Here is a 26,880-nt window from a genome sequence, read left to right on the forward strand (position 1 = left end):
GCCGCCATCGACGCCGTGCCGACCAGGGCACGCCGCGACATGCCGGCCGCTCCTGACCCGCACGACGCTTCACACGCCGACCCACACCCCGACCCGTCCGCTGACTCCCTCACCGCAGCATGATGACCCGAGATCACCGCCTGCGCTGGACGTCGAGGAAATCAGTGACCCCGGAGCCGGGCGGACGCCCGCAGACCTAACGCGCGCGGCGCAGGGCGGAGCCGCCGGCGGGCGCCGGGCGGGAGGTCAGCTCGGGGACGTCGACGACCTGCTCGAGGTCCTCGAGCTCACCGAGGTCGGTGAGGTCCTCCTCGTCCTCGACGACGAGGGCGGTGAACATCTCGTCCGGGCCCTGGAGGACCGCCAGCACGCCGGCCGCGGTCATGGCGATCACGACCTCGCGGTCGGCCGACGCCATCGGCTCGAGCTCGTGGAGGTAGCGCATCGTCGCCATCCCGAACAGCTGGGAGGCGACCAGCTCCCACTTCATCGCCGACATCGGACGGCGACCGCGGCGCATCCCCGGCAGCATCAACGCCCGGTTGAGCCACTTGAAGACCCGCGGCGCGTCCTCGGTCTGGCTGGAGCGCGCCACGATCCGCAGCATCCGGCTGCGCGAGCGCGGGTGCTCGCAGAGCACCACGAACCGGCGAACCAGCTGGATGGCGAAGTCTTCGGTGGGGTCGAGGCTGCGCATGAGGGGACCAGTCTCCCAGCCCCGGACCGAAATCGCGCGGATCAGTTGTTGGCGGTGCGGATCATGCGACGGATCTCACTCGGGATCGGCCGCGCGAGCAGGATCGGGTCGTTGATGACCCGACGCGAGGTGATGGCCCAGATCCGCCCCGTGTTGTCCGTGCGCCCGCGCGGGAGGTACCACGGACCGCCGCTGGCGCCGCCGGTCAGGTCGCAGTCGTACATCGCCGCGTCCGCCGACTCCTCGAACCGGACGGTGCGTCCGTCGCAGCGCTTCGAGGTCTCGCCGTCGTACGGCGACTCGGCCGGCCAGCCCCAGATCCGAGTGCCCCACTGGCGCTGGTCGTTGCCCCAGACGACCTCGTTGCCGCCCACCACGTCGACCAGACGTCGCCGCTCGAGCCGACGGAAGGTGATGATCGCCTGGTCGAACTTGAACGCCTCCTCCTCCGCCCAGCCGGCGAAGACGAAGGGCTTGTCCGACACCCAGCGGCCGAACGGCGCGGCGCCGTTGCGGTAGCGCGGGACGAACACCCAGTCGCTGTAGAAGTGCGGCGGCGGGGGCAGCAGCCCGCCCGGGTTCGGCCCGGTGTGGACGCAGTGGCCGGCGGTGATGACCTGGTTGCCCTTGGGGGTGTCGATCGCCGAGGCGGTGCAGACTGCGTCGGCGCCGTCGACGTTGAAGAACAGCTTGCCGGTCGAGCGCGGCGCCCGGACGACCTCGCCGCGCGCATCCGTCGCACCGGCCCGGTCGCCAGCCCTGTCACGGTCGCCGGTCGCGCTCCCGAGCACTCCGCCCAGCAGGTCCGGCAGCAGCTCCTCGATCGGCACGGCGGCGGCCATCCGCTCCGGCGTCCAGTAGGCGCGGATCTCGGCGGGCGTGCGCTGAGAACGGGCACCGGCCACCACCCGGGCGGGTGCGGTCGGGCGGGCGGCAGCCTCCGACGCGTCGTCAGCGGCGGTCGCCGGCGAGACGCTCGACAGCGTCCCCACGACCAACGCACCCACGGCAAGACCGACGAAACTACGCAGTGACCCCATGCGGTGCGACTCTACCTCCGTGGACGAACGGACCCTCAGGAACCGGTGGTGCGGTAGCGGCCGCGGTAGTAGAGCAGCGGTTCGACGACGTCCTCGCGGTCGGAGGTCTCGAGGTGCTCGACCCGCCCGATGACGATGTAGTGGTCACCGCTCTCGTGGACCGTGTGGATGGTGCAGTCCAAGTGCGCCAGCGAGCTGCTGATGACCGGCGAGCCGGTCACCTCGGCCGGCGTCCAGCCGATGCCCGCGAACTTGTCGGCGCCCTTGCTGGCCATCTGGTTCGAGATGCTCTCCTGGTCAGCGGCCAGGATGTTGACGCAGAACCGGCCGGCCCGCTGGATGAGCGGCCAGGCGCGCGACGACTTCGCCGGGACGAACAGCACCAGCGGAGGGTCGAGCGAGACGCTGGAGAACGACTGGCAGGTCATCCCGACGGGCTCACCGTTGCTGATCGTGGTGATGACGGTGATGCCCGACGCGAAGGTGCCGAGGACGTCGCGGAAGCGACGGGCCGCGGCCTGAGCCGCCGGGTCGTCGCCGACCGGCACGTCCTCGCCGGGGCGGAACTCGAAGTCGATCTCCGCGTCGCCGAGCCAGTGGTCGATCAGGGCGGGGTGCGGCCAGGTCTCGCGCGCGTCAGGGCTCATCCCGTCGGGGATCTCCCCCTCCGGCACCTGGTGCGACGTTTCCCGCGACATGCTGGTCACGCTATCGATCTCAGCTTCCGCCACCGAAGTCGTGGCCCCAGTACGAGACGGCCGTGGACTCACGGGCGACCCACTTCTGGTCCTCGACCCGCAGGCCCTCGGTGCCGAACTCCACGTCGAACCCGCCGGGCGACCTCACGTAGAACGACACCATCTCGTCGTTCATATGGCGGCCCAGCGTGGCCGACAGCTTGGCGCCGTTCTTCTTGACCCGCTCGAGCGCGCGACCGACGTGGTCGAGCTCGTCGACCTCGAGCATGATGTGGACGCACTTGGCCGGGTTGGGCATCGGCAGGAACGCCAGCGAGTGGTGGCGCGGGTTGACGCCGAGGAAGCGCAGCCAGATCTTGCTGCCCGGCTCCTTGCCGACGAACTCGCCCGGCATGCTCATCGAGTCGCGCAGCCGGAAGCCGAGCACCTCGGTGTAGAAGCGCAGCGCCTCGACGTCGTCGAGCACCGGCACCACGATGTGGCCCATGCCCTGGTCGCCGGTGACGAACTTCGCGGCGTACGGCGTCACGACCGGCCGCGACTCGTAGGTGATGCCGTGGAACAGCTCGAAGACGTTGTCCCACGGGTCGCGGAAGCGGACCAGCTCCTGGACCCGACGCTCGTCGAGCTCGTCCTTGGTGCCCTCCTCGAAGTCGACGCCCGCCTTCTGCAGGTGCTCACGAGCGGCCTGGAGCGCCTGGTGGTCGGCGACCTCCCACCCGGTGCACTCGAGCTGGTCGACGTCGGAGGGGAACACCACGATGCGCGCGGAGACCTCGTCGAAGCGCCAGTACTGGTGCTCCGGGTTCGGCCCGCGGCCCTCGGCCAGGCCGAGGACCTTGCCGGCGAAGGTCTTCCAGGCGCCGAGGTCGGTGCTGGCCACACGGACGTAGCCCATGGACTTGATGTCGATCGTCACTGTTGGTCACGCCTTCTTTCGCTCGACGTGGCCCGCCAGGAAGGTCGTGCAGACCTTCGCGAACTCCTCGGCGGCCTCGATCTGGGCCCAGTGCCCACAGTTCGGGAAGACGTGGAGCTGGGCCTTCGGGATCTGCTTGAGCGCGACGAGGGCCCCGTCGAGCGGGTTGACCCGGTCCTCGCGGCCCCACGTCAGCAGGGTGTGCTTGCGGATCGCGTGGACCTCACGCCAGAGCATGCCGTCCTCGGCCCACTCGGGGTTCCAGAACGACGCGCCCATCGAGCGCATCGCCTCCATCGAGCCCGGCGCGGTCGCGTCGGCGAACCGCTCCTCGACCAGCTCGTCGGTGACGAGGGCCTGGTTGACGACCATGCTCGAGATGAACGCCCGCAGCCGTTCCCGCGTGGGGTCCATGCTGAAGTCCATCAGCCGCTGGACGCCCTCGGTGGGGTCGGCGTGGAACAGGTTGAGCGACAGCCCGCCCGGGCCCATGAGGACCAGCCGGCCGACCCGGTCGGGGTAGGACAGCGCGAACCGGGTCGCCGTACCGCCGCCGAGCGAGTTGCCGAGCAGGTGGACCTTCTCGATCTGGAGCTCGTCGAGGAGCTTGACCAGGTAGTCGGACGAGTGCCGGAAGTAGTTGGCACCCACCGGCGGCTTGTCGGACTGGCCGAAGCCGGGCTGGTCGACGAGGAGGGTGCGGAAGTTCTCCGCGAACCGCGGGAGCGCTGAGCCGAAGTTGCTCCAGGCCGACGCGCCCGGCCCGCCGCCGTGCAGCAGCACGAACGGCAGTCCGGCGCCGACCTCGGTCGGCTCCCCCGCCTCGTAGTAGTTCAGGGTGATGTCGCCGGCCTTCGCAGAACGGCGGACATCCTCCTTCGCGATGACACCAGGGGTCATCAGTACATCCCGGGATCGACCTTGTGGCCGAACTGCTGGGCGCCGTACATCTGCAGGGCGCGCTCGGGGTCGTTGGCGGCGTGGACGCGGCCCGCGTGGGCGTCGCGCCAGACCCGCTGCAGGTAGGTGCCCTCGGCGAGCGCCCGCCCACCGGACGCCTCGAACAGCGCGTCGATCGCCTCGATGGCACGGGCGGTGCCGAGCACCTGGTCGCGACGGACACGGAGCCGCAGCTCGAGCGGGATCTTCTCCCCCTTGGCGACGTGCGCCTGCTCCTCGCGGATGTTGTTGACGAGCAGCGCCCAGGCCGCGTCGATCTCCGAGGACGCCCGCGCGATGCGGACCGCGGCGAACGGGTCGAGCGACGCCTTCTCCCCGAGGTAGGCGGCGCGCACCCGCTTCTGCTGCATGTCGACGTGCTCGGCGTAGGCGCCCTTCGCCATGCCGATGATCGGCGTGGTGATGGTGCCGGTGAAGATGGAGTGGAACGGCAGCTTGTAGAGGTCGCTGGTGTTGACCTCCTGGCCGGGGCCCTTGCACTGGCCGGTCTCCCCCATCGAGAGCGTGAACGCCTCGGGGATGAAGACCTCGTCGACGACGATGTCGTTCGAGCCGGTACCGCGCAGGCCGACGACGTTCCACACGTCGACGATCTGGTACTTCTCCCGCGGGACCATGAAGGTGCGGAAGTCGACGACGTTGCCCTCCTCGTTGAAGACCAGGCCACCCAGCAGCACCCAGCCGCAGTGGTCCGAGCCCGAGGAGAAGCTCCACTTGCCGGAGAGCATGAAGCCGCCCTCGGTGAGGACCGCCTTGCCGGTCGGGGCGTACGACGAGCTCAGGCGCACCATCTGGTCCTCACCCCAGACCGCCTGCTGCGCCTCGTCGGCGAACAGCCCGACCTGCCACGGGTGGACACCGACCACGCTGGAGACCCAGCCGGTCGAGCCGTCGGCCGACGCGATGTCGCGCACGGCGGTGTAGAAGTCGACCGGGTCGGCCTCGAAGCCGCCGTAGCGCTTCGGCTGCAGCAGCTGGAAGAAGCCGGTCTCCTCGAGCTCCTTGATCGACGCCTCGGGCACCACGCGCAGGCGCTCGCCCTCCTCGCCACGCTCGCGGAAGGTGGGAAGCAGGTCGGTGACGCCGTCGAGAACGGCCTGGACCTCAGCAGATCGGTTCATTGGGAGCTCCTGTCAGGAAGTTCGATGCATCCATACTAGAACACGTTCTAGTTTTAGTCACGCGTTGGCGCCCGCGTCGGCGTCCTGCTTCGCCTTGAGCATCAGGGCGATGTCGATGAGCTGGTCCTCCTGGCCACCGATGAGCTTGCGGTTGCCCGCCTCGAGAAGGATCTGGGCGCCGGAGACGCCGTACCGCTCGGCAGCGTTGCCGGCGTGCTTCAAGAAGCTGGAGTAGACGCCGGCGTAGCCCATCATCAGCGTCATCCGGTCGAGCTGGCACTCGTCGGGCATGACCGGCTTGATGACGTCCTCGGACGCATCGACGATCTTGAGGAAGTCGACGCCGGTGGTCCAGCCGAGCTTGTCGCAGACGCCGATGAACGCCTCCAGCGGCGTGTTGCCCGCGCCGGCGCCGAAGCGCCGGACGCTGCCGTCGATCTGCGTCGCGCCGGCCCGCGCCGCAGCGACGGTGTTGGCGACGCCGAGTCCGAGGTTCTCGTGGCCGTGGAAGCCGACGTCGGCCTGGCCACCGATCTCGGCGACGACGGCGGACACCCGGTCGGCCGTCTGCTCCATGATGAGCGCGCCGGCCGAGTCGACGACGTAGACGCACTGGCAGCCCGCGTCGACCATGATCCGGGCCTGCTTCGCCAGCACCTCCGGCGACTGGGTGTGGCTCATCATGAGGAAGCCGACGGTCTCCAGGCCGAGCTCGCGGGCCAGTCCGAAGTGCTGGATCGAGACGTCCGCCTCGGTGCAGTGGGTCGCGATGCGGCAGATCTGGCCGCCGTTGTCCTGCGCGGCACGGATGTCGTCCTTCGTGCCGACGCCCGGCAGCATCAGGAACGCGATCTTGGCGCGCTTGGCCGTCTCGGCCGCGATCTTGATGAGCTCCTGCTCCGGCGTCCTGGAGAAGCCGTAGTTGAAGCTGCTGCCGCCGAGGCCGTCACCGTGGGTCACCTCGATGATCGGGATACCGGACTCGTCGAGGGCGCGCACGACGTCCTCGACCTCCTGCGAGGTGAACTGGTGCCGCTTGTGGTGCGACCCGTCCCGCAGGCAGGTGTCGGTGAGGCGGAGGTCGAGCTTGCCGAACGGCTCGTCGCCGTGGGTGCCGGACCAGGTCCGCTCAAGCTTGTTGAGGTCAGCGAACGTCGTCATGTCAGTACTCCGTCGTCAGTTCTGGCCGAGGATCGAGCGGGCGATGTGCTGACCGACCTGCGTCGCCGCGGCGGTCATGATGTCGAGGTTCCCGGAGTACGGCGGCAGGTAGTCGCCCGCGCCCTCGACCTCCACGAAGATCGAGACCCGGCGCATCCCCTGCGTGAAGTCCGACGGTCCGTCGAACTGGGGCTCCTGGAGCAGCCGGTAGCCCGGCACGTACTCCTGGACGGCCCGCTCCATCGCGTGGATCGACTCGGCGATCGCGTCCGTGTCGGCGTCGGGGTCGACGGCGCAGAAGATCGTGTCGCGCATGATCATCGGCGGCTCGGCGGGGTTGAGGATGATGATCGCCTTGCCGCGCTCGGCGCCGCCGATCGTCTCCACGCCGGCCGCCGTCGTCCGGGTGAACTCGTCGATGTTGGCGCGGGTGCCGGGGCCGGCGCTGGCGCTGGAGACCGACGCGACGATCTCGGCGTACGACACCGGGGTGACCCGGGGGACCGCGGCCACCATCGGGATGGTGGCCTGGCCGCCACAGGTGATCATGTTCACGTTCATCGCCGCCACGTGCTCCTCGCCGTTGACCGGCGGGATGACGGCGGGGCCGACGGACGCAGGCGTGAGGTCGATCGCGCGGATGCCGGCCTCGGCGTAGCGCGGGGCGTACTCCTTGTGCACGTAGGCCGAGGTGGCCTCGAAGAGCAGGTCGGGCAGCTCGTCCTGCTTGAGCAGCCAGTCGACGCCCTCGTGGGTGGAGACCAGGCCCTTGTCGGCCGCGAGCTTGAGGCCCTCGCTGGCCGGGTCGACGCCGATCATCCAGCGCGGTTCGATGACGTCGCTGCGGAGCAGCTTGTACATCAGGTCGGTGCCGATGTTGCCGGGGCCGACGATGGCCGCCGTCACCTTCTTGCTCACGTCGTTCACTCCTCGAACTGCACTGCGAGCGGCGCGAAGCCGCTGATGGACGCCGTCACCCGGTCACCCGGGGCGAACGGCACGAACGGGCCGAGGGCCCCGGACAGGATCAGGTGGCCCGCGCGGAGCGGGTCGCCGAAGCGGAAGGCCTGGACGGCCAGCCAGCGCAGCGCCTCGAGCGGGTCGCCGAGGCAGGCGGCGCCGTTGCCGGCCGAGCGCTCCTCGTCGTTGATGGTCAGCGACATGACCACGTCACGTGGCTCGACCTCATCGAGCTTCCGGCCGTCGGTGCCGACGACGTACAGGCCGCTGGAGGCGTTGTCGGCGACGGTGTCGGTGAAGCCGATCTTCCAGTCGGCGATGCGCGAGTCGACGATCTCGAGCGCGGGCAGCGCCACGTCGACGGCAGCACGGACGGCCTCGAGGGTGATCTCCTCCTCGGTGTCCGGAGCGATGTCCGTCGCGAGCCGGAACGCCACCTCCGCCTCGACCCGCGGCTGGACGAGGGTCCGCATCGAGATGGGCGTCCCGTCGACGCCGTAGCTGACGTCCATGTCGCTCAGCAGGTACCCGAAGTCGGGCTGGTCGACGCCGAGCTGGTCCTGGACCGCCTTGCTCGTCGCGCCGATCTTGCGGCCGACCACGCTCACCCCGCCCGCGATCCGCGCCTGCACCAGACCCTGCTGCACGGCGTACGCCGCGGGCAGGTCGTCGGTGCCGATGAGGTCGCGGACGGGCTCGCACGGGACCCTGGTTTCCTGGGCCGTGGCGAGCCGCTCGACCGCTGCCGAGATCGCGTCCTGGGAGATCACAGGAGCAATACTAGAACCTGTTACAGTTTTGTGCCATGACGGGTGCTACGCCGGACATTCCGGCCCCTCTTCCAGCCGAGGTCGACGTCGTGGTGGTCGGTGCCGGCGGCGCCGGCATGAGCGCCGCGCTCGCCGCGGCGAGCCGCGGCCTGGACACGGTGCTCATCGAGAAGAGCGCCTACTTCGGCGGCAACACCGCCCGCAGCGGCGGTGGCGTCTGGATCCCCGGCAACTATGCGCTGAAGGCGGCCAAGCAGGTCGACGACGGCGACCTCGAGGCCGCCCGGACCTACCTCGACACGATCGTCGGCGACACGGTGCCGAAGGTCCGGCGCGACACCTACCTCGACCGCGGCCCGGAGGTGCTCGACTTCATCAAGGAGACGACGCCGCTGCGGTTCGTCTGGGTGCCCGAGTACGCCGACTACCTCCCCGAGCAGCCGGGCGGGCGCCCCCGCGGCCGCAGCGTCGAGGCCGTCCCGATGGACGCGCGCTTCCTCGGCAAGGAGCTGGACCGGCTGCACCCGGCCTACACCAAGGCCCCGGCCAACCTGATCGTCATGCAGCGGGACTACCGCAAGCTCAGTCTCGGCCTGCGCACCATCAAGGGCCCGCTCATCATGCTCAAGGTCATGCTGATGCGCCTGGTGTCACTGGTGCTGGGCCGCAAGATGTTCGCGATGGGCAACGCGATCGCGATCGGACTCCGCAAGGGCCTGGTCGATGCCGGCGTGCCGGTGCACTACGAGACCGACCTCAGCGACCTGCTCGTCGAGGGCGGGCGGGTCGTCGGCGTGGTCGTCACCCGGGACGGCGTGCGCACGGAGGTCCGCGCCCGGCGCGGCGTCATCCTCGGGTCCGGCGGCTTCGAGCACAGCCAGCAGCTCCGCGAGAAGTTCCTGCCCCAGCCGACCTCCAGCGAGTGGTCGACCGGCGCCCCGTCCAACACCGGCGGCGGACTGCTCGCCGGCACCGCGGCCGGCGCCGCGACCGACCTGCTCGACGACGCCTGGTGGGGCCCGACGATCCCGCTCCCCGGCCGCGCCTGGTTCTGCCTGGCCGAGCGCAACCTGCCCGGCTCGATCATGGTGAACTCCGCCGGGCAGCGCTTCATGAACGAGGCGCTCCCCTACGTCGAGGCCACCCACGAGATCTACAAGGGCGAGGCGACCGGCGTGAGCCACGTGCCGTCGTACCTCGTCTTCGACCAGACCTACCGCAACCGCTACCTGTTCGCGGGCGTCGCGGGCCGGCAGCCGTTCCCGGGCCGTTGGTACAAGGAGGGCGTCGTGACCCGCGCCGACTCCCTGTCCGCGCTCGCCGAGAAGGTCGGCCTGCCGGAGGGCTCGCTCGAGGCGACCGTCGAGCGCTTCAACGGGTTCGCCCGGACCGGCGTCGACGAGGACTACCACCGCGGCGAGTCGGCGTACGACAAGTACTACTCCGACCCGAAGGTGAAGCCGAACTGCTCGCTCGCCCCGCTCGAGAAGGGCCCGTTCTACGCGGTCAAGATCGTCCCGGGCGACCTCGGCACCAAGGGCGGCCTGGTCACCGACGAGAAGGCGCGCGTGCTGCGCGAGGACGGCTCGGTCATCGGTGGCCTCTACGCTGCGGGCAACGTGTCGTCCGCCGTCATGGGCAACACCTACCCGGGGCCGGGCGGCACCATCGGCCCCGCCCTCGTCTTCGGCTACCTGGCCGCCGAGGACATCGCGAACGCCGAGGAGACCTCCTGATGCCCATCGATCCCGCCGTCGCCATCGGGTCCGAGACCGCCCGCACCACGTTCTCGTGGGGCGAGTCCGACGTGCTGCTCTACCACCTCGGCGTGGGCGCCGGCTCCCGCAAGGGCGACAACCTCTCCACCGACGCGCTCCGCTACACCCTCGACGGCCCGGCACTCCAGGTGCTGCCGTCCTTCGGTGTCGTGGTGCCGACGTTCCACGAGACCGACCCGCCGCCGCTGGACCTGCCGGGCTGCGACATCAACCTCGCCCAGGTCGTCCACGGCGCCCAGTCGGTCGAGGTCACCGGCCCGATCCCGACCTCGGGGACCGCGACCCTGGTCACGACGCTCACCGACATCTGGGACAAGGGCAAGGCCGCCGTCATCTGGCAGGAGGGCGTGGCGACCTCGCCGTCGGGCGAGGAGCTGTGGCGGGTCAAGTCGTCCATCTTCGTCAAGGGCGAGGGCGGCTGGGGCGGCGACCGCGGCACCGCCGACCCGGTCGTGCTCCCCGAGCGCGAGCCCGACCTGGTGACGTCGTACGACGTGACGCCCCAGCAGGCGCTCCTCTACCGCCTGTGCGGCGACCGCAACCCGCTGCACGCCGACCCCGACTTCGCGAAGGGTGCCGGCTTCCCGGCGCCGATCCTGCACGGCCTGTGCTCCTACGGCATCGTCCTGCGCGAGCTGACCGACGGCCTGCTGGGCGGCGACGCCAGCCTGGTCCGGGGCTTCACCGCCCGCTTCGCCGGTGTCGTGTTCCCCAGCGAGACCATCGCGGTGTCCGGCTGGCGCGAGGGCGACCAGATCATCGCCTCCGCCTCGATCTCCGGAGGCGAGCGCCACGGCTCCCCCGTGCTCGCGGACTGCGTCGTGACGCTCGCCTGAGGGCCTGTCCGGTCAGCCGTGCGGCGCTGGCGGCGCGCTGTGCGCCGGGGCGTCGTCGGTCAGCTCGTCGGCGACGGAGACGGTCAACCCACCGACCATGAAGGCCGCGATGACGGCGATCAGGACTCCCGTCGACAGTGACGGGATGTAGCGGCGGGCTCCGACGACCGGACCGTCCGCACCGTGGTGCTCATGGGTCAGGGCGTGCCCCTTGCCTCGCCGCAGCAGGTACCGGTTGACCGGGAGGGCCGCGAAGAACGCCACCGTGAGCGCGATGGGCATGCCGATCCAGAAGACCGGGTTGACCAGGCCGGCGTCCATCGCCCCGGGGATGAGGGCCATGACCAGGTTGTCGACGACCTCCATCGTGGCGATGGAGAGGGTGTCGGCGGCGAAGACGAGCGTGATCGCGGCGCCGAGGCCCATCCCGGACTTCACGAGCGGCAGGGTCGAGAGCGCGTAGCCGAACAGGAAGGCCAGGCTCACGGCGAGCGCGATCGTGGCGCCCGTGGACAGTCCCACCGCGGTGCCGATCATCAGACCCAGCACCTCACCGATGGCGCAGCCGGTCAGGCAGTGCAGCGTGGCGCTCACCGCCATCGCGTTGATGCCGCGGTCGTGCGCCTCGTGGTCGCCGCGCGTGGCGAGCGCCTGGCCGTGCGCGCCGTGGTCACCGTGCGCGTGGTGCGCGTGCTCGGTCATGAGGGTCCTCCCTTGATCGGTGGTCGGGTCTGTTGTCCGAACTATATACCCCCCCAGGGTATTCCGCACCTGGCCGGCCCCTTGGTGGCGTGACCCTCGATAGGCTCCGGGAATGGGTGTGCGCGCGGGTGGGTCGTCGGACCTTCCCGAGTCCGTGGCGATCGAGCTCCGCCGTACCGCCGCGGAGCTGTTGGGGGACGTGTCGTCGCACGCCGATCTCATGTTCGGCTACCTCCTCGAACGGATCCCGGAGGCCGGCGCCGACGACGATCTCCGCGGCCTCACGCTCGGGTCGTGCTCGTCGAACCTCGAGGCAGTGCTGTCGATGGTCCGGCACGGTATCGACGTGAGCGCCGCGACGGCTCCGGTCACCGCGCTGGAGCATGCGCGCGCGATGGCGGCCCGCGGCTACAGCGTCGATGTGATGTTGCGCTTCTACCGGATGGGGCACGCCTACTTCACCGAACGCATCCTGACCGGGGTGTCCGGCTCCGTCGCAGATCCTGTCCTCGCACTGGCGGTGGTGGCTGACCTGCAGCGCTACGGGTTCGCCTACATCGACCGCATCTCGAGCGAGGTCGCCGCCGAGTACGTCGCCGAGCTGGACCGGATGCAGAACCGCGTCCGTGCTGCCCGGACCGACGCGGTCCGCGCGTTGGTCGCGGGCGACCCGATCGACCTCGCGCGCGCAGAGCGGACGTTGTCCCACCGCCTCACCGGATGGCAGACGGCCTTCGTCTGCTGGACCGAGCGCGACGACACCGACCTCGCGCGCGTCGGCTCGGCGATCGCCGCGCACCTGGGCTCCCCCCACCCCTTGCTCGTCTCGGACGGCGCCCAGGCGCTGTCGGGCTGGGTCTCGACCGCACGCGCCCCTGCTGTCCCGCCGGCGGACCTCACGCCGTTGGTCGAGCAGGTCCCGACGTCGGTCCGGGTCTCCATCGGCACGCCCGCGCCGGGTCCTGGCGGTTTCCGCGACTCGCACGCCCAGGCGCAGCGCGGCCGGCGGATCATCGAGCTCTCCGGCCAGGGAGGTCCGGTGACGTCGTACGCCGAGATCGCGCTGGTGGACGCCATGAGCGGCGACCTGGACCTTGCCCGGGGCTTCGTCGTGTCCGAGCTCGGCGGCCTCGCGGTCGCGGGGCGCCGGGAGGATGAGGAACGACGGGCACTGCTGGCCGTGCTGGACGCCCAGGGCGGGCTGGCAGCGGCCGCCGAGGAGCTGGGCGTGCACCGCAACACCGTGCTGCAGCGCGTGCGCCGGGCCGAGGAACGTCGAGGGCGTCCCGCCACGGACCGTGTTGCCGAGCTCCACGCGGCCCTGCGGCTGGTCCACGTGCTCGGCTCGGTGGTGCTCACCTCGGAACCCGGCTGACGGGAAGGGCATGTGCTGCGCGCACACGGGCGTGGGCTCGGCACCACTATCACGCGTGCCTCGCCGTTCGTACCTTGAACGACATGACAGCGATCACCGAGCAGCCCACGCCAGCCGCCTCGCGCCACGCGCTTCCTGACCCCGGCGAGCTGATCCCGGCGATCTCGTGGCCCGTTGTCGGCATCTTCAGCGGGGCGCTCGCGGTCTTCGCGTTCTCCACGTGGGCGGCGGTGACCGACCGGCTCCCCGCCCCCGCGACGATCTTGCTCACCGCGAGCGCGATCTTCGTGCTGTTCACCGTCCTGCACGATGCCGCGCACTACTCGGTGAGCACCCACCGTTGGGTCAACGTCGCCTTCGGTCGGGTCGCGATGCTCTTCGTCTCGCCGCTGATCTCGTTCAAGTCCTTCGCGTTCATCCACATCGAGCACCACCGCAACACCAACGACGACGAGAACGACCCTGACCACTTCGTCAGCGGCGCCCCCTGGTGGCAGCTTCCCTTCAGGTTCCCGCTGATGGACCTGCCGTACCTGGCCTTCCTGGTGCGCAACGTCAAGCGCCGTCCCCGCGCCGAGGTGCTGGAGACCGCCTTCCTGATGGGCGCCACTGTCACCGTGGTCCTCACCTCTGCCTTCACCGGACACCTGTGGACGCTGGCCGTGCTGTACCTGATCCCCGCGCGCGTCGCCGTGTTCGTCCTGGCCTGGTGGTTCGACTGGTTGCCGCACCACGACCTCGAGGACACCCAGCAGGAGAACCGCTACCGCGCCACCCGCAACCGCGTCGGGTCCGAATGGATCCTCACGCCGCTCCTCCTCTCGCAGAACTACCACCTCGTCCACCACCTCCACCCCTCGATCCCGTTCCACCGTTACGTCGCCACCTGGCGACGCAACGAGGAGGCCTACCTGGAGCGCGATGCTGCGATCGGCACCGCCTTCGGCCAACAGCTCGACTCCGACGAGTACCGCGAGTGGAAGCGGCTGAACGGCAAGCTGGCGCGCCTCCTGCCCGTCCGGATGCCGAAGCGCTCCTCCGCCCGTGCCGCGAGGTTCCACACGATCCCGGTCGCCGGCGTCGACCGGTTGACCGACGACAGCGTCCTGATCCACTTCGACGTGCCCGCCCACCTGCGCGACCAGTTCTCCTTCGAGGCCGGCCAGCACGTCACGGTTCGCACCGACCTCGGCGGAGAAGGCGTACGGCGCAACTACTCCCTCTGCTCCTCAGCCACGTCCGAGACGCTCGCGATCGCCGTCAAGCACATCCCCGGCGGCGCCTTCTCGACCTTCGCGATGGAGCAGCTCCGGGTCGGCGACACCCTCGAGCTGCTGACACCGACCGGTTCGTTCGGCACGCCGCTTGATCCGCTCGCCGCGAGAAGCTACGTGGCGATCGTCGCCGGCAGCGGCATCACCCCCGCGCTGTCGATCCTCCAGACGACCCTCGCCGTCGAGACCGAGAGTCGCTTCACCCTGGTCTACGGCAACCGGGACGCCGACAGCACGATGTTCCGTGAGGAGCTGGACGACCTCGAGGCGCGCTACGCCGACCGGCTCCGGATCATCCACGTGCGCTCCCGCGACCCGCGGCACCCCGCCCATCTGCGCGGCCGCGTCGACCGTCCGAAGCTCGGGCACTGGCTCGACGGGGACCTGCCGGTGAGCTCGGTGGACGAGTGGTTCCTGTGCGGACCGGTCGAGATGGTGACCGACCTGCGCGCGTTGCTCCTCGATCGAGGCGCCGAGCCGGACCACGTGCACGTGGAGCTCTTCCACGGCTACCAGAGGCCCACGGTCGCCGACGACTTCATCCCGGCAGAGGTTGCGGTCACCCTGGACGGCCGTCAGCACGAGGTCTCGCTCGCGGCCGGCGACACCGTCCTCGAGTCGGCCCTGAAGGCCGGGCTGGAGGCGCCGTACGCCTGCCTGGGCGGCGCGTGCGGCACCTGCAAGGCGAAGGTCCTGCTGGGCTCGGTCGCGATGGAGCAGAACTTCGCCCTCCCACCGGCCGTCGTGGACGCCGGCTACGTGCTCACCTGCCAGTCGCACCCGACCACACCCTCCGTCGCCGTCGACTACGACGCCTGACGTCCGTCGCTGTTCACTGCGGAGCCACTAGTTTCTGGGTATGACGGATCTGTTGGCGTCCTGGGCCCTCGGCGAGCACACGGCTGACGACCTGGACGGGGAGTCGCTGACGTTCCCGACGTACCGCAAGGGCTCGGGTCCCGGGGTGATCGTCATCCACGAGGTGCCGGGGATGACGCCGCAGTTCATCGGGTTCGCCGAAGAGGTGGTGGCGGCGGGCTTCACCGTGGTCCTCCCCCACCTGTTCGGTACGCCGGGGAAGCGGATCGGGCCGCTGTACGTGTCGAAGGTGATCAGCAGGCTGTGCGTCAGCCGGGAGTTCGTCGCGCTGGCGACCCGTCAGACCTCACCGGTGTCGGGGTGGCTGCGGAGCCTCGCGCGCGACCTCCATGCCGACACGGGCGGACCAGGGGTCGGGGCGATCGGGATGTGCTTCACCGGCGGGTTCGCGCTGGGGATGATGGTCGACGACGCGATCGCGGCGCCGGTGCTGTGCCAGCCGTCGGTGCCGTTCGCGATGTCGCCGAAGCAGTCGCGGGACCTGGGGCTGTCCCCCGCGGACCTCGACGTGGTGAAGAAGCGGGCCGCTGGCGGCTGCGAGGTGCTCGGGCTCCAGTACGCGAAGGACCCGATGACCGGCAGCCGGTTCAACACACTCGACCGTGAGCTCGGCGACGCGTTCCTCCGGGTCGACTTCCCGGGGGCGAAGCACTCCACCGTCACGCTGCATCGCCAGCAGGAGGGCGTGGACCGGGTCCTGGGGTTCCTCCGGGAGAAGCTGGCAGGCTGAGCGCCTCCACCTCGAGGTCCACCGGGTCCCCCACGGCGATCGAGCCGCCCTCGAGGACCCGGAAGACCGTCCCGGCCCGGCGCCTGAGCGCTTCCTGCGCGCCGCGACCGATCGTGTCGTCGAGGAGCTTGCACGGTGCCGCCACCCGCACCGCCTCGAGCAGCACGTCCCCGACCCGGATCCGGGTCCCCGGATCGCGCGGCACGACGCCGTGGCTGATCGTCACGTTGCGGCGGGTCAGGTTCGACAGCACCTCGGCACCGAACACCGTGGCGGCCTCGTCCAGGCTCTCCCGGCTCTGCACTGTCACGTGCCGGTGCTTGGTGCCGTGGTAGCGGTCCCCCACGATCCCCTTGCCGGCCTCGACCTCGACGCGCTCCCTGGCCTGCATCGGCAGCCGGGAGCCCTTGGCGACATGGATCGAGACGATCTCGACGGGAGGCGGGGTCACGCCCCCAGTATCTCCAGCGTCCCCAGGTCGCGGATCGCCTGCATGGAGCGGCTGATCATCACGCCGAACATCCGGTCGCCGCGTTCGGTGCGGGTGCTGCTGTAGGCGCAGCCGAGGACCGCGATCAGGGGTCCCTGGAGAAGGCCGAACCGGTAGTCCTCCCAGCAGGTGTCGGCGTCGTACCCGAAGACACCCAGGTCGACGAGCCGCCGGTGGTACGCCGCCACCAGGTCACGCTCGTGGGCACGGCGGGCATCGGTCTCCAACCCGGTGCCCACCAGGAACGCGACGTCACGGACGGGGAGCCCGACCGACAGCGTCTGCCAGTCGACGGCCCACACCCGGCCGTCGTCGTGGAACATGAGGTTGTCGAGCCGGTAGTCGCCGTGCACGAGCCCGAACCGGTCCAGGCGTGCGGTCGACCAACGGCCGGCGTAGGGCGCGACGGCCCGGAGCAGGGCGGCGTCGTCCTCGCCCACCAGTCCACCGAGCTGGGCCAGGGTCGTGTCGACGGCGCCCCCGAAGACCGCATCGAGGAGGTCTGCGTCGTCGGGGCCGGGCAGCGACAGTCCGTCCACGTCGAGCAGGGTCGGGTCGGCCCACCGCGGTGCGTGCAGGCCGGCGACGTTCTCGACGGCGGCCCGCGCCTGGTCGGGCGTGCAGCCGAGGATCTGGTCGCCCTGCTCGGCCGGCGCCAGGTCGTCGAGCAGCAGTGTGAACACTCCGCGCTGCGCGGGGTCGTCGGAGATCGCCGCGTACGACGCCGCGGGCGCGCGCACGTCGAGGGTCGGCAGCAGGTCCCGGTAGAAGGTCACCTCGATGGCGTAGGAGCCGTGCAGGAAGTCGCGGCCCGCGGGGTCGATGGTGGGGAGCTTGGCCAGCAGGGTCGCGGGCAGGCTCGCGTCGCCGCTCAGGTCCAGCCGGTAGCAGGCACCCATCTGGCCGGTGCCGACCGGCGTCGCCGTCACGCCGGTGACCTCGCGGCCGAGCGCGCTGCTGAGCCAGGTCCGCGTCAGCTCCTCAGGGGTGACGACAGGGAGCGGAGCGCTCATGCCGTCCGGCCCGGGTTGGGGGGCAGCTCGCGCTGCCCGGCCGGCCGCACCGCGCCGTACGCGGCGACGACCGGCGCCAGCTGACCCGGCGTCGAGCCGTGCAGGATCACGCTGTCCACCCCGGTCGCGGCGAACGAGTCCGCGACCTGCTGGGCGCACGCCGCCGCAGGCCCGGTGATCGCGCAGGCCAGCCACTCGGCCGGGATCACCTTCTCGGCGAGGTGCTCGAGCTGGTCGGGCGTCGCCGCCGCGTCGAACGCTCCGGAGAAGCCGGTGACGAGCGGGTCCTCGCGGAAGCGCTGGAGGGCGGCGGGGTCCCAGCCGTTGATGCGGACGAGCAGGTCGCCGTACCCCTGGAGGTAGGTGGCGAGCCGGCCGACGGTCTTCTTGAGGACCACGTCGTGCGGCAGTGAGTCCTCGACGACCGCGGTGCACGCCCACACCCGGACCGCAGCGGGGTCGCGTCCGGCGGCCTCGGCCCCGGCACGGACTGTCGCCACGCTCCGCGCGACCGCCTCCTCGCTCATGAACGTGTGCAGGACGACCGCGTCCGCGATCCCCCCGGCGAGGGTCAGCGCCTTCGGGCCGAGCGCCACCATGAGGACGGGGATGTCCTCGGCGATGTCCTCGTCCATGAGGAAGAGGAACGGGTAGGTCCCCGACGGCCCGTCGTGGTCGAAGCGCTCTCCCGCCCACAGCCGCCGCTGGACGGCGATCGCGTCGGCCAGCTGGGCGTTGGTGATCCGCGGGACACCCATCAGGTCGAACAGCATGTCGAACCCGCGGCCGAGGCCGAGCGCGAACCGACCGCGGCTCATCCGGTGCGCGGTCGTGGCCAGGGTCGCGGTCACCAGCGGGTGTCGGGTGTTGTGGTTGGTGGCCGCTGTCGCGATGCCGATCCGGTTCGTCGCCGCAGCGGCCGCCCCCGACATCACGGCGGCGTCCTTGAAGTTGAAGCGCTCGGAGAGGAAGACCGCGCCGAGACCGATCCGCTCGGCCTCCTGCACCTCGTCGACGAGCGCGCGCGGGTCGGCGGCGTGGCCGGCGAGTCCGTAGAAGCCCAGTTCGGGGAACATGGGCCGGACGCTAGTCATGCCCCGTCGCGGAGACGACGCTTCGTGGACATTGTTCGAATATCCGAACGATCCTGGGCCTAGGATCACGGAGTGGCAGGAGAAGGCTCACCCCCGACCACCCGGGTCCTGGACGTCCTCGACCTGATCGCGTCCCGCGGCGGCGACCTGCGCGCGGCCGACGTCGCCCGCGAGCTCGGCCTGTCGAGGGCGACCTGTCATGCGATCGTGCACGCCTTGTGCCAGCGCGGCTGGGTCGTGCGGGCGCCGCATGGTCGGACCCTGCGCCTCGGCCCCGGTCTCGCGCCGGTCGCCCGCGCCGCCGCGGAGCAGCGTGGCGCGGCCACCCGCGCCCTCGAGGCAGCGCGGGGCCTGTGCGGCACGACCGGTTACACCGCATCGGTCATCGAGCTCGTCGACCGCACCATGTATGCGTCGATCGTCGATCCGGCCGATCCGCGCGGCCCGGTGCTCAGCCAGCAGGTGACCTACGCGGCTCCCTACGGCAGCCTGTTCGCGGCCTGGTCGTCTCCTGAGGAACGATCGGAATGGTTCCGCAACGGGCTCGTGGCCGGCCCCGCTGCGACGTCGTACGGCGCCTTCCTCGACCAGGCACGCAGCGACGGTGTCCTGGTCGAGCGGATGAGCCCGGTCCTCGAGCAGGCCGCGCCGCTCCTCGAGGCGTCCGCAGCCGGCACCATGGCCGGCGACCTGCGACGGATGGTCCGACCCGTCGTCGACGAGGTCGTCCGCGGGCGACGACGGCAGCGGCGGGCTCCGGCCGATCCGCAACCGGTGACATCGGTCGCCGCCCCGGTGGTCGCGGCCGACGGTCAGATGACGATCGCGCTCGTGGTCCACCCGCTCCGGACCATCGGGGCCCGTGAGCTGCACCGCGCGAAGACGCTGGTCCGCGCCGCCGCGGACACGGTCAGTCGATCCGTCGCGACGGCGGACGAGGCGGGTCCTGGCTCCCGCCGTCCCACGCCGGCACCTGCACGGCACGGCTGACCTCCTCGAGCTCGGTCGTGACCTGGGTCGAGGAACGTCCCGAGGCGATCAGCTCGGTCTCGATCTCCAGCACCGTCGCCTGAGCCGCCTCGTCATCGCCGAGCATGGCGTGGACGCGGGCGAGCGTGGTGAGCAGGGCCCGCCGGCTGGGTCCGGGGGTAGGTGCCATCCGGACGGCGGTCGCAGCGTGCGGCAGGGCCTCCTCGGGCCGCCCGAGGTCGAGGAGCGCCTCGGCGACGTTGGCCTCGCACACGTCGACGTCGATGTCGCTCTCCATCAGCGCCGCCTCGAGCAGCTCGCGCTCGAAGTGGAGGAGTGCCTCCTCGTAGTCCCCCGCGGCCGTGGCCACACAGCCACGGAGGCTGTGGATCGCACGGCGTTCGATGGGGTGCGCGGCCGGGCTCTCCGCGTACGGCAGGTAGGCCTCGGTGTGCCGGCGCGCCGCCGCGACGTCGCCGAGCGCCGTGTAGTGCCACACGAGGTGGTAGTGGAAGCTCGCGGCCGCGAAGTAGACACCGAGACTGTCGGCCGCCGAACAGAGCGCCTCGACCTGGTCCTGCGGGAGCGGCGGCCGCCCGGCGAGCTGACGGATCGCGAGGGCGCTGACGGTGCAGAGCGTGTCGTCCCTGGTGACGGGTGGCGGCCAGTCGGCGACCCGATCCGCGAGGGCGACCAGCCGGTCGCTCGGGTCCCGCTCGTAGGTGATCGCCCGCAGTCGCTCCCAGACCTGTCCCATCCCTGGCGCACCGTCGTCGAGGGCCTCCGCCAAGGCCTGTTCGAGGGCGAGCACGTCGTCGGCAGGAACGTCGTGCCAGTGCCGCGCCACCCGGTAGTCGGTGGCCGCGTTGGCGAGCGCCCACGCCCGGAGACCACGCCGCGCACCCTCGGCGAGATCCGCCTCGGCCGCCAGCCGGCGCCGTGCCGCATGCCGGATGGTGTCGAGGATCCGGTAGCTCTCGCCGTCCAGGTCGATGAGGCTCCCCCGAGCCAGCCCGCGCACGGCGTCGGTCTCGCACCCCGGGACCGCGCCGAGGACGGTGGCCGCCATCCCCGCATCGAACCTCCCGGGAAGCACCGACAGGACGAGGAGCGAACGACGGCGCGCCTCGGGCAGGCGGTCCAGGCTCCACGACAGCACCGCGTCGAGACTGCGCTGACGGTGCTGACCTCCGCGGCGCGCGAGCTCGTCCGTGCCGTCCTCGGCAATCCGGACCAGCTCCTCGAGGGTGGTCGAGCCGGCGTGGGTCGCGGCGAGCTCGATCGCCAGCGGCAGGCCGTCGAGCGCGCTGCAGAGCCGGTCCACCATGCCGGCCGACTCGTCGCTGAGCACGGCACCACTGGCCCAGGCCCGTTGGCTGAAGAGCTCGATCCGGGCAGCCTGGCCGTCGATGGGGCCGAGCCTCCAGACGTGCTCGCCGGCGACCTGGAGCGCCTCCCGGCTGGTGCAGAGCAGCCGCAGTCGCGGACAGGCCTCCTCGAGGTCGGCGACCAGGTCGGCGACCGCGTCGAGGACGTGCTCGCAGTTGTCGAGGACGAGCATCACGTCGTCGCGTCGGCGCAGCTCCGTCGCCAGGTCGGCCACCTCGGTGGAGGCGATGCCGAGCACCTCGGCGACCGCTGCCGGCACCTGGTCCCCCGTGCTGAAGGTCGCGAGCTCGACGAGCCAGGCTCCGCCCTTGAAGCCGGCCGCGATCTGGAGCAGCAGCTCGGAGACCAGCCGGGTCTTGCCGAGGCCGCCGGTCCCCAGCACCGTGACCAACGAACGCTCCTCGACCAGTCGGCGCAGCTCGGCGAGCTCGCGCTCCCGGCCGACGAACCCGGTGACCGGGATCCGCACGTTGGTCCGCCGCGACGGCGAGCCGCGCAGCGGCGTCGCGGCGCCGCACAGCCGCCACAGCTCGACCGGGTCGGCGACGTCCTTGAGGTCGTAGTCGCCGACGCAGACGCCGCGCGGCGCGTCCAGCTCGCTCTGGGTCGCCGCCGACACGACCACCTGCCCGGCGTTCACCGTCGATGTCACCCGCGCCGCGACGTTGACCGCGAGCGCGACGTAGTCGTCCGCCACCGGGACGGCGTCACCGGTGTGCGCGCCCGCGCGGACGGTCAGCCGGGGCACGACGTCGTCCGGCACCTCCGCGAGCTCCGCCTGGAGCGCGACGAGGGCGTCGACCGCCCCCTGCGCGTCGGGGAAGGCGAGGAACGCCCCGTCCCCCTCGGTCTTCACGACGACCCCGCCCTCGGCCTCCGTGTGCGACGCCACCCGGTCCTGCAGCACCGCCAGCGCCGCGACGAAGGCGTCACCGTGCTCCGCGAACGTCTTGGTGCTCTCCACCACGTCGACGAACGCGAAGGTCACCCGACCGCGGGGCAGACGGCGCGCCATACCGGAAGTGCAGCGCAGGACGACCCCGCCGCACAAGGGAGCCATCCCCCGCGTCTCTGCGATACTCCGCCATGACCTGGACCCCGCAGCACTCGCAGAACGCCATGATCGCGGTCGGTGGCGGCGTAGGTGCGGCCGCGATGGTGGCGCCCGCCCTTCTTCAACGCGTGTTCGGCATCCCGGCCGAGGAGATCACCGGGCCGGGCCTCATGGGTTGGCGCCTCTTCGCCGCGCGCAACCTCTACCTGACGGCGCGGGCAGCGCAGGGCGACTCCACCGCCATCGCCGCCTTCGGTCACCTCCAGGCCCTCGACCAGGTCGTGTTCTGGCACGCCTTCTCCACCCGGTCGGTTCCTCGCAGCACGGCAGTGCTCGCCGCGGCGACCTCCCTCGCGATCGTCGCGCTCGACGTCCACCGTCGGACGAGTCGGTAGCGGGCGCTCGCTGCTCGGGTCAGGTCGGCGTCAGCGGTCCGCGAGGACCTGCTCGCGCAGGATGTCGCCGTGCCCGGCGTGGCGGGCGAGCTCCTCGATCATGTGTCCGTAGATCCAGCGCAGGCTGACCGGCCCGCGGCGGGCGTGCTCGACCACGCTGTCGAGGTCGTGGTCGAAGCTCAGCCGGTCGGACTCCTCACACACCCGGCGGAAATTCTCCGCGACCGAGGCGATGGTGTCGTCGGGCGCCAGCCGGAAGCTGTCGTCGATGTCGTCCGGCACGCCGACCTCGGCCCGACTACGGCCGGTGAGCGTGACGTGGAACCACACCTGCTCGGCGAACGCGGCGTGCTTCACCAGCCCCAGCAGCGTGGTCAGCGACGGCACCAGGCTGCGCCGCGCCTCCTCCTCGGTCAGTCCGTCGAGAAGCTCGAGGATCTCCGCGCGGTTGCCTGCGAGGAGGTCGACGAGGGTCTTCCGCTCGGGCGCGGTGAAGTCCGGGTGGTCGCTCACGCGCTCAGGCTACGAGGCCGAGAGAACCAGACCGCTCGTCGGCACGCCGGTACCGGCGGTGACCACGACGTGGTGCGCGTCGTCGACCGGGTTGACCGACGTCCCACGGATCTGGCGGACGCCCTCGGCGATGCCGTTCATGCCGTGGATGTAGGCCTCGCCGAGCTGACCGCCGTGCGTGTTGAGCGGCAGCCGACCGCCGATCTCGATCGCCCCGTCCTTCACGAAGTCCGGCGCCTCGCCACGGCCGCAGAAGCCGAGCTCCTCCAGCTGCATGAGGACGTACGGCGTGAAGTGGTCGTAGAGGATCGCCATCGGGATGTCGGTGGGAGTGAGCCCGGACTGCCTCCAGAGCTCGCGACCGACCACGCCCATCTCGGGGATACCGATGTCGTCGCGGTAGTACGACGTCATGACGAACTGGTCGCGGCCGCTCCCCTGTGCCGCGGCAGTGATCACGGCGGGCTCCTGGGCGAGGTCCTTCGCGCGCTCGGGTGACGTGACGACCAGCGCCACGGCGCCGTCGCTCTCCTGGCAGCAGTCGAGCAGGTGCAGCGGGTCGGCGATCATCCGGGACGCCTGGTGGTCCTCGAGCGTGATCGGCTTGCCGTAGAAGAACGCGTTCGGGTTGGTCGCGGCATGCCTGCGGTCGGCGACGGCGACCCGCCCGAAGTCCTCCGACGTGGCGCCGTACTCGTGCATGTAGCGGCGCGCCTGCATCGCGACGGTGGCCGCCGGCGTGCCGAGCCCCATCGGGTAGGTCCACGCGTTGTCGAGGCCGTTGGTGTTGACCTGGGTCGCTGCCGCGATCGAGACCTGGCCGAAGCGGGACTCGGAGCGCTCGTTGAAGCCCCGGTAGCAGACGACGACGTCAGCCACACCCGTCGCGACGGCCATCGCCGCCTGCTGCACGGTCGCGCAGGCGGCACCACCGCCGTAGTTGATCCGGCAGAAGAACTTCAGCTCCGGCAGCCCCAGCTCACGCGCGACGGCGATCTCCGAGGAGGTGTCCATCGTGAACGTCGTCAGGCCGTCGATGTCGGACACCGACAAGCCGCAGTCGGCGATCGCTGCACGGACCGCCTCGACGGAGAGCTGGAGCTCCGAGCGCCCGGACTCCTTGGAGAACTCGGTGGCGCCGATCCCGACGATGGCCGCCTTGCCACTGAGGCCGCTCACCCCGCTCACACCGCCACCTTGACCGTGCCGGTGACGTGGTCGCCGAGCGACACCTTGCCGACGATCGCGATCGTCGCGATCCCGTCGGCGACCTCGGTGACCGAGCCGCTGAACGTCAGCGTGTCGTACGGGTGCGCGGGCGCACCGAGCCGGATCGCGATGCCCTTGAGCTCGCAGTCGTGCCCGGCCCAGTCGGCGACGAACTTCTCGACCAGCCCGTTGGTGGTCAGGATGTTCATGAAGATGTCCTTGGACCCGGCTGCCTGGGCGACGTCACGGTCGTGGTGGACGTCTTGCCAGTCGCGGGTCGCGATCGCCGTGCTCACGATCGTCGTCGGCGTCATCGGCAGGCTCCACTCGGGGATCTGTTGCCCGGCCTCGAGAGTCCTCATCGTGCGTCCTCCTCAGCCCGCCGCCACACCGGCAGCGTCAGCTCGTCGTCGATCGTGTTGAAGTCGACCCGAAGTCGCATGCCGATCTCGATCTCGTCGTCGGCCACGCCGACCACCTCGCCGACCATCCGGACGCCCTCGTCGACGTCGATGAGCGCGATGAGGATCGGCAGCTCCTTGCCGGGCACGGGCGGGTGCCGGTGCACGACGTAGGAGAAGACGGTGCCCGTGCCGGCGGCGACCTCGTAGCCGCGGTCGTAGGCGTCGCACTCCTGGCACGCGGGCCCCGGCGGGAAACGCTTCGCGCCGCACGCGTTGCACTTGGGGATCCGCAGCTCCCCCGCCTGGGTGCCGTCCCAGAAGAACCGGGAGTCCCGGTTGACCATCGGCCGGATGGCCATCAGCGCTCCTTGGGGATGAACTTGAGGACGCGGAAGAGCATCGTCGCGACGTGCTCGTCGCCGACGTACCACCGGTTCCGCGACGTGACGAAGTAGCCGAGCCCCATGCCCGTGCTCTTGGGGCCGGCGACGGAGTCCAGCGCCGTGGTGACTCGGACCTGCTCGCCCACACGCAGGTAGCGCTCGTAGGTCTGCTCGGTGTTGGTGCCGAGGACCGCCGTGAAGCCCTCCGCGGTGAGCAGCTCCATCATCGAGTGCAGCGGGTCGTCCGACGCGCGCTTGCGCCCCAGGCCGGGCATCGTCCACACCTGAGCCATGGACGGCGGCGCCTCACCCTGGAGGAAGCGCTCGTTCTCGTAGCCCATCGCGTCGAGCCAAGTGCCGATCGTCGGTTGGTTGACCTCCCAGCGCGCGACCGTCTCGGACGCCTCGCCGAGCGCCTTGATCCGCTCGGCCTCGGCCATGATGCGGTCGTGGCGCTCGTCCACGCCGTCCGGGGCCGCGCTCATCGAGGCACCCGCGGCATGCCGAGGCCGAACATCGAGATCAGCTCGCGCTGCACCTCTTGCACTCCGCCTCCGAAGGTCAGGACCAGGTTGCGCTTGGCCTGCGCGTCCAGGTAGTCGAGCAGCTCCTTGGTCTCCGGGTCGCCGGCATCGCCGAGTCGGTGGACGGCGGCGATCAGGTCGGCGTTGAGGTGCTGGACGTGGTCGGAGGCGAACACCTTCGACGACGACGCGTCGCCGACACTGACCTCGCCCTCCTTCGCGGCCCGGGCGACCTCCCAGTTGAGGAGCTCGTTGATCCGGAAGATCGCGGTGGCCTCACCCAGGAGCCCCGCCAGGACCGGATCCCCGAGGAGACCTCGAGGTTGAGCCCAGCGCACCACCCGGTCGCGCAGACCCTCGATCCGGCCGGCCGGGCCGAGCATGACCCGCTCGTGGTTGAGCTGGGTGGTGATGAGCTTCCAGCCCTGGTTCTCCTCACCGACGAGCATGTCGACGGGCACGCGGACGTCGTTGAAGTACGTCGCGTTGACGTGGTGCGAGCCGTCGGCGGTGATGATCGGCGTCCAGCTGTAGCCAGGGTCCTTCGTGTCGACGATGAGGATCGAGATGCCCTTGTGCTTGGGCGCGTCCGGGTCGGTCCGCACGGCGAGCCACAGGTAGTCGGCGTGGTGGCCGCCGGTGGTCCACATCTTCTGGCCGTTGACGACGTAGTGGTCCCCGTCGCGCTTCGCGGTGGTGCGCAGCGATGCCAGGTCGGTCCCCGCGTCCGGCTCGCTGTAGCCGATCGCGAAGTGCACGTCGCCGGCGAGGATCCGCGAGAGGAACATGTCCTTCTGCTTCTCCGTGCCGTAGCGGATCAGGGTCGGCCCGACCGTCTGCAGGGTCACGGCCGGCAGGTGCACGTCGTGGTACTGCGCCTCGTTGGCGAAGATCGTCTGCTCGATCTCGCCGAGCCCGTGGCCGCCGTACTCCTTCGGCCAGCCGACGCCCATCCAGCCGTCGGCACCCATCTGCTTGATGAGCTTGGTGTAGCTCGGGCCGTGGCGGTCCCAGGCGCCCTCGACCGCGCCCGGGTCGTTGAGGTGGCCGAACTCGGCGGAGAGGCCGGCGAACCACTGCCGCAGCTCGGCCTTGAGCGCCCGCTGCTCGTCGGTGAGCTCGAGGTTCTTCGCGTCGGCCGACTCGAGCGGCACCTCGCCCGCTGCGGTGTCGAGCGCGTAGGCGAGGTCGTTGGCCCAGGAGGAGAAGCCGATGAGCGGGTACGTGACGTCGACCCCCATGCCGCCGTGGACGTGGTGGCACGTGCGGAACGCGGTCGGGACGACCCGGCTGACCCAGTAGCCCGCGACGGCCAGGTCGTCCGCGGCCGGCAGGCCGTTGGCGACGCGCCACACGGCGTTGTCGGCAGCGAGGTCGAGGGTGCGGCTCGCGATGTAGACGTCGGCCAGCTGCAGCGAGACGGCCTGGAACTGCGCGAGCGCGCGCCCGAACTGCTCGCGGCCCTTGACGTAGTCGGCGGTCAGGTCCCGTGCACCGGCGAGGACGCCGGCGGCGATGACCGCGAGGCCGGCGGCCGCCACGT

General features: G+C 70.9%; 27 protein-coding genes. 7 read left to right on the forward strand and 20 right to left on the reverse strand.

Annotated features, from left to right (window positions below; translation table 11 throughout):
* Positions 1-196: 196 nt before the first annotated feature.
* The 9 genes from H0487_RS12125 to H0487_RS12165 are packed head-to-tail and all read right to left on the reverse strand — an operon-like array spanning position 197 to position 8,326.
* On the reverse strand, positions 197-697 hold the full coding sequence (locus H0487_RS12125; protein ID WP_183094493.1) for a TetR/AcrR family transcriptional regulator: 501 nt from the start codon (positions 695-697) through the stop codon (positions 197-199).
* A gap of 41 nt (positions 698-738) precedes the next feature.
* Positions 739-1,737 carry a trypsin-like serine peptidase gene (locus H0487_RS12130; protein WP_183094494.1) on the reverse strand — a complete coding sequence of 333 codons (999 nt, stop codon included), beginning with the start codon at positions 1,735-1,737 and terminating at the stop codon, positions 739-741.
* Positions 1,738-1,772: 35 nt separating this feature from the next.
* The gene (locus H0487_RS12135; protein ID WP_246383438.1) at positions 1,773-2,435 is read right to left on the reverse strand and encodes a flavin reductase family protein; all 663 of its coding nucleotides are present in this window, start codon (positions 2,433-2,435) and stop codon (positions 1,773-1,775) included.
* A 19-nt stretch (positions 2,436-2,454) separates the two neighbouring features.
* Positions 2,455-3,354, reverse strand: coding sequence for an iron-dependent extradiol dioxygenase HsaC (hsaC, locus tag H0487_RS12140; protein ID WP_312855919.1), 900 nt, complete (start codon positions 3,352-3,354; stop codon positions 2,455-2,457).
* A 6-nt stretch (positions 3,355-3,360) separates the two neighbouring features.
* A complete protein-coding gene (gene hsaD, locus H0487_RS12145; RefSeq protein WP_183094495.1) occupies positions 3,361-4,254 on the reverse strand; it encodes a 4,5:9,10-diseco-3-hydroxy-5,9,17-trioxoandrosta-1(10),2-diene-4-oate hydrolase in 894 nt (297 codons plus the stop codon).
* Positions 4,254-5,435, reverse strand: a complete 1,182-nt coding sequence (gene hsaA / locus H0487_RS12150; protein WP_183094496.1) for a 3-hydroxy-9,10-secoandrosta-1,3,5(10)-triene-9,17-dione monooxygenase oxygenase subunit — start codon at positions 5,433-5,435, stop codon at positions 4,254-4,256. The genes hsaD and hsaA overlap by 1 nt, the downstream gene beginning before the upstream one ends.
* A gap of 57 nt (positions 5,436-5,492) precedes the next feature.
* Complete coding sequence (gene dmpG / locus H0487_RS12155) at positions 5,493-6,596, reverse strand: 4-hydroxy-2-oxovalerate aldolase (protein ID WP_183094497.1); 1,104 nt, start codon at positions 6,594-6,596, stop codon at positions 5,493-5,495.
* A gap of 15 nt (positions 6,597-6,611) precedes the next feature.
* Positions 6,612-7,514 carry an acetaldehyde dehydrogenase (acetylating) gene (locus tag H0487_RS12160; RefSeq protein WP_183094498.1) on the reverse strand — a complete coding sequence of 301 codons (903 nt, stop codon included), beginning with the start codon at positions 7,512-7,514 and terminating at the stop codon, positions 6,612-6,614.
* Between the two features lie 5 nt (positions 7,515-7,519).
* Positions 7,520-8,326: a 2-keto-4-pentenoate hydratase gene (locus H0487_RS12165; RefSeq protein WP_312855920.1), complete on the reverse strand. Its 807-nt coding sequence runs from the start codon at positions 8,324-8,326 to the stop codon at positions 7,520-7,522.
* A gap of 35 nt (positions 8,327-8,361) precedes the next feature.
* Between H0487_RS12165 and kstD the strand changes: the two genes are divergently transcribed.
* Entirely contained in the window at positions 8,362-10,062 is a 1,701-nt protein-coding gene (kstD, locus tag H0487_RS12170; RefSeq protein WP_183094499.1) for a 3-oxosteroid 1-dehydrogenase, read from the forward strand.
* Positions 10,062-10,940: an enoyl-CoA hydratase ChsH3 gene (chsH3, locus tag H0487_RS12175; protein WP_183094500.1), complete on the forward strand. Its 879-nt coding sequence runs from the start codon at positions 10,062-10,064 to the stop codon at positions 10,938-10,940. Before kstD ends, chsH3 begins: the two co-directional genes overlap by 1 nt.
* 12 nt (positions 10,941-10,952) lie before the next feature.
* On the opposite strand, the gene H0487_RS12180 is transcribed toward chsH3, so the two are convergent.
* Positions 10,953-11,642, reverse strand: coding sequence for a DUF4396 domain-containing protein (locus H0487_RS12180; RefSeq protein ID WP_246383440.1), 690 nt, complete (start codon positions 11,640-11,642; stop codon positions 10,953-10,955).
* 112 nt (positions 11,643-11,754) lie between these two features.
* Between H0487_RS12180 and H0487_RS23880 the strand changes: the two genes are divergently transcribed.
* The 3 genes from H0487_RS23880 to H0487_RS12195 all read left to right on the forward strand — a co-directional run bounded on the left by H0487_RS23880 (position 11,755) and on the right by H0487_RS12195 (position 15,900).
* Complete coding sequence (locus tag H0487_RS23880; protein ID WP_183094501.1) at positions 11,755-13,017, forward strand: PucR family transcriptional regulator; 1,263 nt, start codon at positions 11,755-11,757, stop codon at positions 13,015-13,017.
* Positions 13,018-13,100: 83 nt separating this feature from the next.
* Positions 13,101-15,110, forward strand: coding sequence for a fatty acid desaturase (locus tag H0487_RS12190; RefSeq protein WP_183094502.1), 2,010 nt, complete (start codon positions 13,101-13,103; stop codon positions 15,108-15,110).
* 40 nt (positions 15,111-15,150) lie between these two features.
* Entirely contained in the window at positions 15,151-15,900 is a 750-nt protein-coding gene (locus H0487_RS12195; RefSeq protein ID WP_183094503.1) for a dienelactone hydrolase family protein, read from the forward strand.
* Here H0487_RS12195 and H0487_RS12200 read toward each other — a convergent pair.
* The 3 genes from H0487_RS12200 to H0487_RS12210 are packed head-to-tail and all read right to left on the reverse strand — an operon-like array spanning position 15,830 to position 18,479.
* The gene (locus H0487_RS12200; RefSeq protein ID WP_220793346.1) at positions 15,830-16,351 is read right to left on the reverse strand and encodes an MOSC domain-containing protein; all 522 of its coding nucleotides are present in this window, start codon (positions 16,349-16,351) and stop codon (positions 15,830-15,832) included. The two genes, H0487_RS12195 and H0487_RS12200, sit on opposite strands and share 71 nt — an antisense overlap.
* The gene (locus H0487_RS12205; protein ID WP_183094504.1) at positions 16,348-17,403 is read right to left on the reverse strand and encodes a phosphotransferase family protein; all 1,056 of its coding nucleotides are present in this window, start codon (positions 17,401-17,403) and stop codon (positions 16,348-16,350) included. The genes H0487_RS12200 and H0487_RS12205 overlap by 4 nt, the downstream gene beginning before the upstream one ends.
* Positions 17,400-18,479, reverse strand: a complete 1,080-nt coding sequence (locus H0487_RS12210; protein WP_220793347.1) for a TIGR03857 family LLM class F420-dependent oxidoreductase — start codon at positions 18,477-18,479, stop codon at positions 17,400-17,402. Before H0487_RS12210 ends, H0487_RS12205 begins: the two co-directional genes overlap by 4 nt.
* 90 nt (positions 18,480-18,569) lie before the next feature.
* On the opposite strand from H0487_RS12210, the gene H0487_RS12215 reads away from it, so the two are divergent.
* On the forward strand, positions 18,570-19,487 hold the full coding sequence (locus tag H0487_RS12215) for a helix-turn-helix domain-containing protein (RefSeq protein ID WP_183094506.1): 918 nt from the start codon (positions 18,570-18,572) through the stop codon (positions 19,485-19,487).
* On the opposite strand, the gene H0487_RS12220 is transcribed toward H0487_RS12215, so the two are convergent.
* Complete coding sequence (locus H0487_RS12220) at positions 19,408-21,870, reverse strand: ATP-binding protein (RefSeq protein ID WP_183094507.1); 2,463 nt, start codon at positions 21,868-21,870, stop codon at positions 19,408-19,410. The two genes, H0487_RS12215 and H0487_RS12220, sit on opposite strands and share 80 nt — an antisense overlap.
* A gap of 71 nt (positions 21,871-21,941) precedes the next feature.
* On the opposite strand from H0487_RS12220, the gene H0487_RS12225 reads away from it, so the two are divergent.
* Positions 21,942-22,304 (forward strand): hypothetical protein, encoded by a 363-nt coding sequence (locus H0487_RS12225; protein ID WP_183094508.1) that lies wholly within the window; start codon positions 21,942-21,944, stop codon positions 22,302-22,304.
* A gap of 30 nt (positions 22,305-22,334) precedes the next feature.
* On the opposite strand, the gene H0487_RS12230 is transcribed toward H0487_RS12225, so the two are convergent.
* The 6 genes from H0487_RS12230 to H0487_RS12255 form a co-directional block, all read right to left on the reverse strand.
* Positions 22,335-22,817, reverse strand: a complete 483-nt coding sequence (locus tag H0487_RS12230) for a DinB family protein (protein WP_183094509.1) — start codon at positions 22,815-22,817, stop codon at positions 22,335-22,337.
* Between the two features lie 9 nt (positions 22,818-22,826).
* Positions 22,827-24,005: a lipid-transfer protein gene (locus H0487_RS12235; protein WP_312855921.1), complete on the reverse strand. Its 1,179-nt coding sequence runs from the start codon at positions 24,003-24,005 to the stop codon at positions 22,827-22,829.
* Entirely contained in the window at positions 24,002-24,388 is a 387-nt protein-coding gene (locus H0487_RS12240) for a MaoC family dehydratase (protein ID WP_183094510.1), read from the reverse strand. Before H0487_RS12240 ends, H0487_RS12235 begins: the two co-directional genes overlap by 4 nt.
* A complete protein-coding gene (locus H0487_RS12245) occupies positions 24,385-24,789 on the reverse strand; it encodes a Zn-ribbon domain-containing OB-fold protein (RefSeq protein ID WP_183094511.1) in 405 nt (134 codons plus the stop codon). The genes H0487_RS12240 and H0487_RS12245 overlap by 4 nt, the downstream gene beginning before the upstream one ends.
* Positions 24,789-25,298 carry an FAS1-like dehydratase domain-containing protein gene (locus H0487_RS12250; protein ID WP_183094512.1) on the reverse strand — a complete coding sequence of 170 codons (510 nt, stop codon included), beginning with the start codon at positions 25,296-25,298 and terminating at the stop codon, positions 24,789-24,791. The genes H0487_RS12245 and H0487_RS12250 overlap by 1 nt, the downstream gene beginning before the upstream one ends.
* Positions 25,295-26,880 (reverse strand): acyl-CoA dehydrogenase family protein (locus H0487_RS12255; RefSeq protein WP_183094513.1); only part of this gene is annotated, 1,586 nt, incomplete at its 5' end. The genes H0487_RS12250 and H0487_RS12255, both read right to left, overlap by 4 nt.

The organism is Nocardioides stalactiti (assembly GCF_014180715.1).
Lineage (GTDB): Bacteria > Actinomycetota > Actinomycetes > Propionibacteriales > Nocardioidaceae > Nocardioides > Nocardioides stalactiti.